10 protein-coding genes and 1 other RNA gene are annotated in these 12482 nt (G+C 55.9%); 5 read left to right on the forward strand and 6 right to left on the reverse strand.

Going from position 1 to position 12482, the window contains the following annotated elements; translation table 11 throughout:
- Positions 1 to 156: 156 nt before the first annotated feature.
- Positions 157 to 1671, forward strand: coding sequence for a threonine ammonia-lyase, biosynthetic (gene ilvA / locus AC5TBW_RS00145; RefSeq protein ID WP_495510189.1), 1515 nt, complete (start codon positions 157 to 159; stop codon positions 1669 to 1671).
- A 455-nt stretch (positions 1672 to 2126) separates the two neighbouring features.
- Here the strand turns inward: ilvA and AC5TBW_RS00150 are convergent, their stop codons facing one another.
- The 3 genes from AC5TBW_RS00150 to AC5TBW_RS00160 all read right to left on the reverse strand — a co-directional run bounded on the left by AC5TBW_RS00150 (position 2127) and on the right by AC5TBW_RS00160 (position 3382).
- A complete protein-coding gene (locus tag AC5TBW_RS00150; protein WP_495510190.1) occupies positions 2127 to 2741 on the reverse strand; it encodes a 5-formyltetrahydrofolate cyclo-ligase in 615 nt (204 codons plus the stop codon).
- Positions 2742 to 2806: 65 nt separating this feature from the next.
- Positions 2807 to 2989, reverse strand: a non-coding RNA gene (ssrS, locus tag AC5TBW_RS00155) — 6S RNA.
- Between the two features lie 93 nt (positions 2990 to 3082).
- A complete protein-coding gene (locus AC5TBW_RS00160; protein WP_495510191.1) occupies positions 3083 to 3382 on the reverse strand; it encodes a cell division protein ZapA in 300 nt (99 codons plus the stop codon).
- Between the two features lie 182 nt (positions 3383 to 3564).
- Here AC5TBW_RS00160 and AC5TBW_RS00165 point away from each other — a divergent pair, with 182 nt between their 5' ends.
- The 4 genes from AC5TBW_RS00165 to AC5TBW_RS00180 all read left to right on the forward strand — a co-directional run bounded on the left by AC5TBW_RS00165 (position 3565) and on the right by AC5TBW_RS00180 (position 8212).
- Complete coding sequence (locus AC5TBW_RS00165) at positions 3565 to 4143, forward strand: UPF0149 family protein (RefSeq protein WP_495510192.1); 579 nt, start codon at positions 3565 to 3567, stop codon at positions 4141 to 4143.
- A 40-nt stretch (positions 4144 to 4183) separates the two neighbouring features.
- On the forward strand, positions 4184 to 5521 hold the full coding sequence (gene pepP, locus AC5TBW_RS00170; protein WP_495511885.1) for a Xaa-Pro aminopeptidase: 1338 nt from the start codon (positions 4184 to 4186) through the stop codon (positions 5519 to 5521).
- 96 nt (positions 5522 to 5617) lie between these two features.
- Positions 5618 to 6859 (forward strand): 2-octaprenyl-6-methoxyphenyl hydroxylase, encoded by a 1242-nt coding sequence (ubiH, locus tag AC5TBW_RS00175; RefSeq protein WP_495510193.1) that lies wholly within the window; start codon positions 5618 to 5620, stop codon positions 6857 to 6859.
- A gap of 78 nt (positions 6860 to 6937) precedes the next feature.
- A complete protein-coding gene (locus AC5TBW_RS00180; RefSeq protein WP_495510194.1) occupies positions 6938 to 8212 on the forward strand; it encodes a UbiH/UbiF/VisC/COQ6 family ubiquinone biosynthesis hydroxylase in 1275 nt (424 codons plus the stop codon).
- Here AC5TBW_RS00180 and AC5TBW_RS00185 read toward each other — a convergent pair whose 3' ends face one another.
- From AC5TBW_RS00185 to gpmI, 3 genes are all read right to left on the reverse strand, one after another.
- Positions 8213 to 9505 (reverse strand): S41 family peptidase, encoded by a 1293-nt coding sequence (locus tag AC5TBW_RS00185; RefSeq protein ID WP_495510195.1) that lies wholly within the window; start codon positions 9503 to 9505, stop codon positions 8213 to 8215. It lies immediately after the preceding gene.
- A gap of 122 nt (positions 9506 to 9627) precedes the next feature.
- Positions 9628 to 10764: a murein hydrolase activator EnvC family protein gene (locus tag AC5TBW_RS00190; RefSeq protein WP_495510196.1), complete on the reverse strand. Its 1137-nt coding sequence runs from the start codon at positions 10762 to 10764 to the stop codon at positions 9628 to 9630.
- 5 nt (positions 10765 to 10769) lie between these two features.
- On the reverse strand, positions 10770 to 12335 hold the full coding sequence (gene gpmI / locus AC5TBW_RS00195; RefSeq protein WP_495510197.1) for a 2,3-bisphosphoglycerate-independent phosphoglycerate mutase: 1566 nt from the start codon (positions 12333 to 12335) through the stop codon (positions 10770 to 10772).
- Positions 12336 to 12482: the final 147 nt, after the last annotated feature.

Consider the following 12482-nt stretch of genomic DNA (forward strand, 5'->3'; position numbering starts at 1 on the left):
CTTGTGAGTCAGCGGAGAGTTAGAAGTAAGAGTGAGTCGCGCCAGTATAGCGACCTAAACGTTGCCTGCCGATGGAGACGTGGCTAGACGCCGCTATGCGTAATCTGCTACCAATAAAAGTTTTGTCCGTTCACGTACTTCCCTTGGGATACCCGCATGCTCGAAGCAACCGTCAAAAAGATCCTCCAAGCCCGCGTATATGAAGCCGCTTGTGAGACCCCGATTTCCCCTGCCCCCTTTTTGTCGCGTCGTTTCAACAACCATATTTTGATTAAGCGCGAAGATCTACAGCCGGTTTTTTCGTTCAAGATCCGCGGCGCCTATAACAAAATGGCCCAGCTCACCCAGGCTCAAAAAGACAAAGGGGTAATTGCCGCTTCCGCCGGTAATCATGCTCAAGGGCTGGCCATGGCCGCCAAGCTGATGGGCGTCAAAGCGGTGATTGTGATGCCTCGGATCACTCCGGACATCAAGGTGCAGGCTGTGCGTGCCCGGGGCGCCAAGGTCATCCTCAAAGGCGACGCCTTTGCTGCTGCTGCCGAGCATGCTCAGGAATTGATCAAAGAGCACGGCTACACCTATATTCCGCCATTTGATGATATCGACGTGGTGGCCGGTCAAGGCACTATCGGAGTGGAAATCTTACGTCAGCACACTGGACGCTTGGATGCCATTTTTGTGCCCGTTGGCGGCGGTGGGTTAATCGCCGGTGTGGCGGCCTATGTGAAGTACCTGCGCCCAGATATTAAAGTGATTGGTGTCGAAGCCGAAGATAGCGCTTGCTTAAAAGCCGCCCTGGAAGCCGGCGAGCGGGTCATACTCGACCAAGTAGGCGTCTTTGCTGAGGGTGTGGCCGTAGCGCAAATTGGCGAAGTACCGTTTTCGCTCATAAAAGATCTAATTGATGGTGTTATTACCGTCAATACCGATGAAATGTGCGCCGCAGTAAAAGATATTTTTGAGGATACTCGTGCGGTAGCGGAAACCTCCGGTGCGCTCTCGCTGGCAGGTCTGAAAAAATATATTCAGCAGACCGGCGCCGAAGGCGAGACGTTGCTGTGCATTAACTCTGGCGCGAATACTAACTTTGATCGCTTACAACACATCGCCGAGCGTACGGAGCTTGGTGAACAGCGTGAAGCGATTCTAGCCGTAACCATCGCCGAGAAACCCGGCAGCTTTAAAAAGTTTTGCCGCACGCTAGGCAAGCGCATGGTGACCGAATTTAGCTATCGCTACGCCGATAGCAGCGAAGCGCATATTTATGTGGGCATTCAGGTGAAGCCTGGCGGTGAAGATCGTTTAGCAGTGATAGAGAAATTGCGGGAGGGCGGTTATCAGGTAGAAGACCTGACTGATAATGAGTTAGCGAAGCTGCATATTCGTCACTTAAGCGGCGGACGCCCCAGCGAACGATTCGAAGAAGAAGTGTACCGTTTTGAGTTTCCCGAGCGCCCAGGCGCGCTAATGAATTTCTTAACGCAGTTGCCACACGACTGGAACATCTCGCTGTTTCACTATCGCAACCATGGCGCTGCCTATGGCCGCGTGTTGGTGGGCATGCAAGTGCCCAACGGCGACCGTACCCACGTGGCTGATTATTTAGATGCTATCGGCTACCGCTATTGGCGCGAGAGCGATAACCCTGCTTATCGTCTGTTCATGGCCTAGTGCTGCCGCGCAATAGACAATAGTGGTGTGTAAGTGGTTGCTTACGCTATACGCCAGCGCTGCTAGTAACATAACGTTACTAAAACGTTTTGAAAGAGGTTAAAAAATTTTACTCAGGCAGTTGTCAGCAGTGCCTAAATAGCCCTATAGTCGTCACTGAAATTAATCAAATTTGCCATCCTGTTTGCAATTACATTTGCAGCAACAAGGACTGGCAGATTTAACACATTCGGTAACAGCAAAGGTGTTGGAGAAGCGGCATGCGGCGTAAGAAGCCTGATATGGTAATGGCGTTGATGGTGGTGTTTGCATTGGGTGTGCTCGCTACCGGTTATGCGCAGGCGTTGTCGGGGAGTTAACTCCAACAACGAGTTGCTATAACGCTGTTAACCCGGGTGACAGATATCAATGATGGGGCTGATCCTTTTAAGGTTCAGCCCTTTTTCATGGACAGTTTATGCACGTCGCACACAGCCTTGGTCACTGACGACAGCTCGTAAGGGCACATCCCAGGGCTCCACGGGTAGAGAAGCCACCTGCTGAAATGCATGGGCGATGCCAATCAAGGTAGGCGATGGGCCAGGACGGTGCATAAACGCTAAGCTACGGTCATAAAATCCGCCTCCCATGCCCATGCGGTTAGCGTTAGCATCAAACCCCACTAGCGGCACAATCAGGGTGTCTAAGGCCCAAGCGGGCAGTCGATTGCGTCGTTGTGCACTGAATTGCCTATCAGGCTCCCAAATACCAAAACGGTTTTGCACCATTGGTGTATCCGGGCGATAAGCCACAAACCATAAAATATTGTCGCTAAAGGGCCTTAATACCGGCAGGTAGAGTTCGACGCTTCGTTTGCGTAACCAGGGAATTAGCGGGGTAGGGTCAATTTCGCCATTAACAGGCAGATAGAGGCTCAAGCGTTGCGCGCGGCGGATTTCAGGCAGGGTTTTCAATCGTTGACACAAGCGCTGTGCAGCAAGGCGCTGCTCATGCTCAGGAAGGGCTCGGCGTTGGTGACGTAAAGAGCGTCGGAGTGCGCGCTTCTCGTCGTCCAGAGGGAGGCTTTCCATGCAGATGTTCTCTTATTCCCTATATTTTTCGCATACCCTAGGTTTTCAAATACCCTAGATTTTGGGTGTTCTCCAGAGTGCCGCTGTCATTCTGGCCCTGAACCTACTGGTTCAGGTGGGTGGCCGCAGCCAGACCGTCAGGCTTTCCGACGCACGGACATGCACACGGGCCTGGCTAGCATTTGGCCCCCTGGGTATTACGCATAGGCTCGAGGGACTATAACGACTGGCGTACACCCCAGAGAACTCAGCCATCCTAACAGAGCGACAGCTAATGCCAAAGGTCTGGGTTAAACGTTCGCAGTGACTTTTAGACCGTTTACAGCGCATATAGACAATGCTTAGGGCTGGCGTGTTTTGGCTAACGCCCGTTCAAGGCGATTATTCAATCGGTTCAGGTTCTCTTCACCGACACGGTGTTCATCCATCGCCTCAAGCAGCTCGTGGGTGATATTGAGGGCCGCCATAATCGCCACACGCTCACTCCCCAGAACGCTGCTTTGGGCATTGATGCCCTGCATGGCACGATCCAAATAGCGCGCGGCGCGCTCAAGTTTGGCTTCTTCGCCGGTATCGCAGGCAATGATATAGCCGCGCCCTAACAGGGTTATTTCTTTGGTTGGCCGCTTGGCGTTGCTCATCAAAGACTCCAGCACGGGCCAGCGAGGGGCCCAATGCGTTAACATCACAGCATAGGAAGATAGGTGTCGTTCACTATAAGAGAGGCGCTTGTGTGCGGTCAACGCGCGAGCGAGAGCATCTTGTACCATTGCCGTCACCCTATCCGCCCACACACCCAGTGAATATGAGGTTACTAACTATTATGTCATTGATTGATGAACGTCAGGATTTCTCTGATGTGGCTGATGTTTTTCTACTGCATAGCAGTATGCAGTCTCCGGCATTTTTGGATGGCCGGTTATGTGCGCTGCTTGCACTGCGCGATGTGACGGCAGAAGCCTGGTTGGACGAAGTCTGCCAGAGCTTAGGCGTTGAGCAGCCACGCGATCAGCCAAGCGCCGAGCGGTTATTAGGCTGGCGGCGGCAAACCGTAGAGGCGCTCAGCGCCAGCGATCTCGACTATACGCCACTACTACCCGACGAGCTGTTTTCCCTGGGTGAGCAGGCGCAAGGACTTAAAGAATGGACACTGGGCTTTATCGAAGTGGTCGAGGAAGTGGTGGACAGCGAGATGCGCGAGCGCTGGTCTCAGGCGCTCCGTGAGGCGATTGATGATTTGCAGGCGTTAGGACGTATGGATACTGATATCGACGACAGCCCCGAAAACGAAAATGATCTGTTTGCGCTGACCGAGCATGCCCGCATGGCCGCTATGTTGCTCTATACCGAGCAGCACCCAGGAATGCCGCAAGTCGAGCAAACGGATGCGCCCGTTCACTAATCCCGTTGTGTAGATAGGAGCCGCTATGCTGCCCGACCCTGTGTTACCTACGTTGTTACCTCGCCCCCCTTCGATCAGCGTGGCCGAGTATCGCCACCGCCGCGACGCTCTAATGGCCCAACTGCCGGATAACGCTGCCGTGGTGCTTCCCGGAGCGGGGCTAATGACCCGCTCACGTGACAGCGAATTTGCCTTCCGCCAGAACAGTGATTTTTATTACCTGACCGGCATTCGAGAGCCGGATGCTCTGCTGGTGCTGCTCCCAGGACGGGCCGATGGTGAGAGCGTGGTGTTCTGTCAGGATCGTGACCCCACCATGGAAGCGTGGACCGGTCGCCGTCTGGGTGCAGCGGGGGTGGTGACTGAACATGGTATTGATCAGGCATTTGAAAACGCTGCACGCGATGATCGGCTGACCGAATTGTTAGCAGGGCGCGAGCTGCTTTATCTGCCGCTAGACAATGCTGAAGCTGTCAGTATGGCTGAAGATGCTTTACAAGAAGCCCAGGCCGGGCTGAGGCGCGGACGGCCGTTGTTAAAAGGTTGGCTGGACATCAGTCCGCTGATTCACGCCATGCGGCTAATCAAAAGTGACGCTGAAATTGCCCTGCTCCGGCATGCAGCGCTGATATCTGCCCATGCTCACCGGCGCGCCATGCAGGTGTCGCGCCAGGGGCTGAGCGAGTTTCAGCTCCAGGCTGAATTAGAGCATGAGTTTGTCTGGCAAGGAGCCAGTGGTCCTGCCTACAGTACGATTGTGGGAAGCGGTGCCAACGCCTGCGTACTGCACTATATTGAAAACAGCGCACCGCTATGTGAAGACGGCTTAGTGCTGATTGATGCAGGCGCTGAGTTTGAGCTTTATGCCGGTGATATCACCCGCACGTTTCCGGTGGCTGGGCGATTTAGTGATGCCCAGCGGGCGCTCTATCAAGTCGTACTAAATGCACAGCAACGCGCGGTCAGCGCGGTTCAGCCGGGAGCTACCCTTGCTGATATCCACCACGGCGTGGTGCATGACTTAACTACCGGGCTGATTGAACTTGGGCTACTGGAAGGCGAGGTTCAGGCGCGTATCGATGACGAGAGCTATCGCCGCTTTTATCTGCACTCGACCTCCCACTGGCTAGGGCTGGACGTACACGATGTCGGCACCTATCGGCTAGATGAGCAAACGCCTCGCCCATTGGTCGCCGGTATGGTGCTCACCATAGAGCCAGGTCTTTATATTCCCAACGATAACGATATTCCTGATGCATTTCGCGGCATAGGTATTCGTATTGAAGACAATGTGGTCGTGACGTCCGAAGGGCATGACGTGTTGACGGCGAAGGTGCCCAAACAGATCGACGATATTGAAGCCTTAATGGCTAAATAGTAACCAGCAGCGAATGCGTCAAGCAGCCCTTATGTAAATTACATTACGAATTATTAGTTGCTTTTGGGGTGTGGCGGTATTCAGAGGGAAAAGCCTATGCAGGGGTCTAAACAAGCGACGAGTCAAGCGGCGGGTCGAACGCTCACCCATGACATCGTAATTGTGGGCGGTGGCTTAGTAGGCGCTAGCTTAGGTTGTGCACTTGCGCCGCTGATCGAGCGTTACGGGTGGCGCGTCGCGGTCATAGAGTCATCGCCATTAACAGCGCAGTCGTTAGAAAGCGCCTGGCAACCCAGTTTTGATGCACGGGCCAGTGCGATTGCCGAAGGTTCGGCTCAACGTTTCCAACAGTTAGGCGTGTGGGAAGCGATGCGGGGTGAGGCCACGCCGATCAAGCGCATTCATATTAGTGAGCGTGGCCGCTTGGGAGCGACTCGGCTGAGCGCTGAAGAGCTGGGGGTGGCTGCCCTTGGCCACGTGATTCCCAATGCCTGGATGGGGCGTGTTCTGCACCAACGGCTTGCCCAGCTGCCGCTGGAGTGGCATTGCCCGGCGAAGGTTGAGCAGCTGACTCCTGTGGCAAACGGGCATCATCTACAGCTCTCAGATGGTAGCCAGCTAACCGCAGGGCTAACGGTACTGGCCGATGGCGGACGATCGGGGCTCAAAGAGCAGCTAGGGATTGGCAGTCGTCGTGAATCGTACGAACAAACGGCGCTAATTGCCCATGTGGGCGTGAGCCAGCCCCATGGTGGGGTGGCTTACGAGCGCTTTACCTCGCAAGGGCCGATGGCGCTGTTGCCCCTGCCGGGCCAAGCCATGGAGCTGATTTGGACGCATCCCAGTGGCAGCGAGCAAGCGCGTATGGCGCTTTCCGAGCGGGAATTTCTACTGCAGCTTCAGCGTTCGTTTGGCGATCGAGTCGGGCGGTTTACGCAGGTTGGCGCTCGGCACGCTTATCCTCTTTCGTTGGTCACCGCAGAAGAGCCCGTACGGCCTGGGTTGGCGGTGCTAGGCAACGCGGCTCACGCCCTGCATCCAGTTGCGGGGCAGGGGTTTAACCTGGCTTTACGTGGCGTAATGGATCTTGTCGAAGCGCTGGAGCAGGGTGAGCAGGCCAGTCGGCCACTGGGTGGTATGACCACCCTGCAAGCCTTTGAGAAACAGCGCTCTCATGATCGCGCCAACGTTATTCGCTTTAGCGATGGTCTCGTCAGGCTATTCGGACTCTCTTTCCCGTTATTGCCGCATGCCCGTGCCGCCGGATTAATTGGCCTGAATCTAGTGGGGCCACTGCGCCGGGGGCTTGCCAGGCGTGCGATGGGGTTAGAGCGCTGAGCTGCCCGTTGCCCGCTGGCTTTTCAGGCAACGTCTTGGGTTTTTAAAAAGCTTACTGATGCTACTAAAAGGATTGTTATGCATACGGAAAGGTCATCAGCGAAGCCGCCGGTCGAAAGCTTTGAGGCGGTGATTGTCGGCGGCGGTATGGTCGGCACGGCGCTATGCGCGCTGTTAGCTCAAGCGGGTATGCAGGTCGCCCTCGTTGAGGCCCAGTCTGTGCCGCTCAGCCTTGATCAGGCCACTAAGAAGCTGCCTACCCCGCGGGTCAGTGCGCTAACACCCGTCTCCCAGCGCCTGCTGGCCCATTTGGGTGCCTGGCCCGCTATGCAGAAAACACGCGTAACGCCCTACCGAGGTATGCAGGTATGGGATGCCGAAGGGAGCGGGGAGATCGCTTTTTCTGCGGATGAGGCGGGAGTGGCAGTGCTAGGACATATTGTTGAGAACGCTATTACTCTGGCCGCACTGAATAACCAAGTGATTGACCATCCCAACGTTACACCTTTTTTTGGTGTTCGCCTGCACGCACTGCAGCGCACCAGCACTCATGCTAATGCCTCTCGCGGCGATTGGCTCATACTTGACGATGGACGCCAGCTACACGCGCCGTTAATCATCGCGGCCGATGGCGCCCACTCGTTGCTGCGCGAAATGGCCGGTATTGAGGTGGCCAGTGACGATATGCAGCAAGAGGCTGTTGTAACGACGGTACGATGTGCGAAGCCCCATAGCGGTAAAGCACGCCAAGCGTTTATCGACGGCCGCCCACTGGCGTTCCTGCCTTTAACGGTAGAAGGCGATGATCATTACTGCTCCATCGTATGGTCGACCACACCGGAGCATGCCGCCGAGCTTAGTGAATTATCCCGCGAAGCACTTGGGGAAGCGTTAGGCGAGGCGTTTGGCTACCGCCTAGGTGAGGTAACGGTCTGCGATAAAGCCCATCGCTTTCCGTTAGTGCAGCGCCATGCCCGCCACTATGTGCAGCCGCACTTCGCGCTAGTAGGGGACGCTGCCCACAGCATTCATCCGCTGGCGGGCCAGGGCGTCAATTTAGGCCTTATGGATGCGGCGGTCTTGGCCGAAGAGGTGGTGAATGCCTGGCAGCGCGGTGCGCCCTGGGGAGCGTTAAGCACATTGAAGCGCTATGAACGTCGACGCCGCTTTGATAACAGCGCCATGCTGGGATTGATGAAAGGGTTTAAGGTACTGTTTGGCAGCCACGACCCGGCGCTTACACTGGCGCGAAACTTGGGCATGAGTGGCATGAACCAGTTGGTTCCATTGAAGCGGGTATTGATGCGGCAGGCGACCGGAGAGCGCGGCCGCCTGCCGCTTACTTGCCGTTAATTAACCCCGGCGACGGTCGACGACGTTGAGAGCCTTCAGTAGGTTAAGCGCTTCACTGAGCTGGTAATCGTCGAGTAGTCGCTCGGCCATTTCCTGGCGATCCCGGGGTGCCTGTTGGGCGCTTAGATGTCCTTCAAGGTCGGCTTCGCGAACTTCACGGCGGCTTTCGGCTACTTCCAAGCGACCGCGCACTACTTCCACATCCGGCTCAATGCCCTGTGCTTGAATTGAACGCCCGTTAGGGGTGTAGTAGAGCGCCGTGGTGAGCTTTAATCCCTCGCCATTACCTAGTGGCATAATCTGCTGCACAGACCCTTTGCCAAAGCTATCGGTGCCCATGATCACGCCGCGCCGTTGGTCTTGCAGTGCACCAGCGACAATTTCCGCCGCTGAAGCACTGCCGCCGTTAATCAACACGACCAGGGGTACATCGCCAGCGGGGGTAGTGGATGAGGCGGAGAATGACATCTCGGTATCCGAAAGGCGTCCCTCGGTATATACGATGAGCCCTTCATCCAGGAACAAATCAGCAATGCCGACGGCGGCTTGCAGCACGCCGCCGGGGTTATTACGTAAATCGAGTATCAAACCTTCCAGCGGCTGCTCACGCGCCATTTGCGCAAGTGCGTCACGAGCTTGTTCCGGCGTGCGCGATTGGAATTGGCTAATTCGCAGGTAACCGTAGCCAGATTCCAAAAGTTCGTGCTTAACGCTTTCGCTACGAATGATTTCGCGGGTAAGGATAAACTCCCGCGGCGTCTCTTCTCCTGAACGCAGCACGCTAATGCGGAGTTCGGTGTTCGGGTCGCCGCGCATCAGCGTGACGGCTTCTTGGAGGGACATGCCGTCAGTAGGTGTGCCGTCGATGGCAACAATCACATCGCGGGACAACAGCCCCGCGCGGGAAGCTGGGGTGTCATCAATCGGCGTAATCACCATTAGCTGGCCATTTTCAGTGCCTACTTCGATACCAATGCCGCCAAATTCACCCTGCGTTGACTCTCTTAAGCTTTGATACTCTTCCTCGTCTAGATAGGCGGAGTGGGGATCCAGCTCGCTGAGCATGCCACGCATGGCATTACGCAACAGCGTGCGATCGTCGACTTCCTCAACGTAGGCACGCTTAATGCGCTCGAACACCTCAGCAAAAGTCTGAATCTCTTCCAATGGCAGCGCGCTGCTATCGGATTGCTGGGCGAGCAGCGGCAGCGGGGCCGACAGCAAAGCAATCGGCAGCAGGGTAGCCAAGAGGCGCTTGGCGGGGGCCGATACCTCGGTAACAGATAGCGTCATGCAGACTCCGCAAGGCGATAGGTAGCGACATGGCGTGCCACCCTGTAGTTAGAACATTAGTTGAAGCATTCGTTGAAGCAGCATCTAGCGCTGAGACATCAATAGTAGTGCAGCTTATCCCGTCAGCGGCGCGCAATCCAACGCTGTGGGTTAATTGGTTCTCCGCCGCGGCGGACTTCAAAGTAGAGCGCCGCGCGGGTTTGACCACCGCTATTGCCTACGCGACCAATTTCATCGCCACGGCTGACCTGCTGGCCAAGCCTAACGCTGAACTGCTGCAGGTGGGCATGCAGCGTCATGATTTGATCGCCGTGATCGATAATCAGCAAATTGCCAAACCCGCGCATCCAATCAGCAAATACCACCCGTCCGGCATGAACCGCAGTAACAGGGGTGCCCGCGCTAGCTTGAATGACGATGCCGTTATAGTGCACGCCGTCGCGGTGGTTAAAACTGCTGCTGATGGCGCCTTGTACCGGCCAAGGCAAATCACCTTGGGTACTTACAATATGCGTAGTGGGCGTGGGTTCAGCAAGTTGTGCCATCTCCGCCTGAATATTGCGCAGTACACGTTCGGCCTCTTCGCGGCTCTGATTAAGATCTGCCAGCCGCTCCTCTTCACTGCCGTAGCGGTCATCCAGGTTGGAAACAACGCCCCGCCGTTCGGTAGTGCGCTGGGCCAATAAAGCGCTTTGCTCTTCTAGCTCATCAGCCAAACTATCGAGACGGACTTGTCGCTCACTTAACTCCTTCTGGGTATCGGCGAGTGCCGTATCTAGGCGGGCGATGGCATTGAGACGGCGGTTGCGCGCTTCCGTTAACCGGTTCATATACGCTTGCATACGATCAAGCTCTGCAGGGTCGCCCTGATTCAGGAGCAGTTTGAGCTGCGGCGTTGGACCTAAACGGTAAAGCGCTGAAAGCTGTTGACCCAGTGCTGCGTACTGATCGGTACGCTCACTCTCCAATCGGTCGCGATGCTGGCGTAACTGGGTCGTTTCATCGTTGAGCTGGCGGCGCTCAGCTTGCAGGGTATCCAATCGCTGGTGTGTTTCGGCCAGCTCCGTTTCGACTTGTTGAAGCTCGCGCTCGGCGCTATCTCGTGCCTCACCGGTCGCGCTGAGGCGTTGCGCAACGGATTCGATCTCTTGGCCTATTGCATCCAATTGCTGGCGCGCCGCCCCTTCATCCTGCTGAGCAACGCCTGCTGGCGTATAACTCAACGCCAGCAGGAGTATCAGTGCTAAAGATGGCCGCATGAGCACTACTTGTAATGAATCAGGGATTTACCCGTCATCGCCTCGGGCTGTTTCTGATTCATCATGGTCAGCAGCGTGGGCGCCAGATCACACAGCTTGCCCTCCTCTAAAGTGGCAGCGGAATCACCCACATAGATGAGTGGCACTACGAACGTCGTGTGAGCAGTTTGTGGGGCGCCTGTTTCAGGGTGCACCATCTGTTCTGCGTTACCGTGATCGGCGGTAATCAAGCAAGCACCACCAGCGCGCTCAATGGCTTCGACAACGCGGCCCACGCAGGTATCGACGGTTTCAATGGCCTTTACCGCCGCGTCAAAGTCACCGGTATGGCCCACCATGTCGCCGTTGGCGTAGTTGCAAACGATAAAGTCGAAGCTGCCGCCATCAATGGCGTCGACAAGCTTATCGGTTATTTCAAATGCACTCATTTCTGGCTTTTCATCGTAAGTGCGGACGTCGCGTGGCGAGGGCACCAAAATGCGCTCTTCGCCCTCATACTCGGCTTCATGGCCACCTGAAAAAAAGAAGGTAACGTGGGGGTACTTCTCTGTTTCTGCAATACGCAGCTGTTTCAGACCGCGCTTGGCGACGACCTCGCCCAGGGTGTCATTAAGGTCCGATGGCGGGAAGGCGGCAGGCGCAGGTATGTCAGCGGCGTATTGGGTCATCATTACTAACCCTTTACCGGCAAGCTTAGGGCACGAACGCCTCTCAAAGCCTTTGAAGTCTGGCTCGGCAAAAGCGCGGGTTAACTCACGGGCACGATCAGAGCGGAAGTTAAGGAAAATCGCTGCATCCCCATCCTGCAGGGTAATAGGGCTATCCTTCAGGGGTATGCTGCTGGCAGCCACAAATTCGTCGGTTTCACCACGCTGGTAAGCGTCGCGTAGCGCGGTTTCGGCGCTGGAGGCATAGTGCTCCGCGTGACCATCGGTGAGCAGGCGGTAGGCTTGCTCGACGCGTTCCCAGCGATTGTCACGATCCATGGCGTAGAAACGGCCAATAATCGAGGCCACAAAACCGTTATCAGCGCCCACCAATTCTGCCAAGCGAGCATTGACCCGCTCTATCGAGGCCAGGGCGCTTTGGGGGGGCATATCGCGGCCATCAAGAAAGGCATGAACAAAAATACGCTGCGCGCCACGGCGGGCGGCAAGCTCTGCCATGGCAATAAAATGGTCTTCATGGCTGTGTACACCGCCGGGGGAGAGCAGTCCTATTAACTGCACCGGGCGACCGTTAGCGACGGCTTCGTCAATCGGCTGGGTGAGGTTTTCATTCACATCCAGATCGCCGTCTTTGATTGCCTTGCTTATACGCGTGAAATCCTGATAAACGATACGTCCGGCACCAATATTCATATGCCCGACTTCCGAGTTGCCCATCTGGCCTTCGGGGAGACCCACATTAAGGCCATCGGTGTGAACGAAGGCGTGGGGACGGCTCTCCCACAGTCTATCCATTACCGGTTTATGGGCAGCAGCCACTGCATTATGGTCGCTATCGGGGTTGTGGCCGTAGCCGTCGAGAATAATCAGCGCCACTGGGCGCGGGGTACGAGAAGTATCCATAAAAACCTCGTTAAGATTGGCAAGCCGAGTGACTCGATAATTCGGGGTCGCGACGGGCGCACGCTTGGGGCATCATAACGCAGGCAACTGCCAGGCGTCATGATCAAGACCTGCGCGGGAAGCTATCTGACGTGTATACTTGTCGCG

It is taken from the genome of Vreelandella sp. ssv, assembly GCF_059448525.1.

What these genes read in the sequence shown, in the direction of transcription:
- gpmI (WP_495510197.1), bottom strand. Translation starts at nt 12,335, where the DNA reads ATGGATACTTCTCGTACCCCGCGCCCAGTGGCGCTGATTATTCTCGAC.
- AC5TBW_RS00150 (WP_495510190.1), bottom strand. Translation starts at nt 2,741, where the DNA reads ATGGAAAGCCTCCCTCTGGACGACGAGAAGCGCGCACTCCGACGCTCT.
- ubiH (WP_495510193.1), top strand. Translation starts at nt 5,618, where the DNA reads ATGCAGGGGTCTAAACAAGCGACGAGTCAAGCGGCGGGTCGAACGCTC.
- AC5TBW_RS00185 (WP_495510195.1), bottom strand. Translation starts at nt 9,505, where the DNA reads ATGACGCTATCTGTTACCGAGGTATCGGCCCCCGCCAAGCGCCTCTTG.
- AC5TBW_RS00165 (WP_495510192.1), top strand. Translation starts at nt 3,565, where the DNA reads ATGTCATTGATTGATGAACGTCAGGATTTCTCTGATGTGGCTGATGTT.
- AC5TBW_RS00190 (WP_495510196.1), bottom strand. Translation starts at nt 10,764, where the DNA reads ATGCGGCCATCTTTAGCACTGATACTCCTGCTGGCGTTGAGTTATACG.
- AC5TBW_RS00160 (WP_495510191.1), bottom strand. Translation starts at nt 3,382, where the DNA reads ATGAGCAACGCCAAGCGGCCAACCAAAGAAATAACCCTGTTAGGGCGC.
- AC5TBW_RS00180 (WP_495510194.1), top strand. Translation starts at nt 6,938, where the DNA reads ATGCATACGGAAAGGTCATCAGCGAAGCCGCCGGTCGAAAGCTTTGAG.
- ilvA (WP_495510189.1), top strand. Translation starts at nt 157, where the DNA reads ATGCTCGAAGCAACCGTCAAAAAGATCCTCCAAGCCCGCGTATATGAA.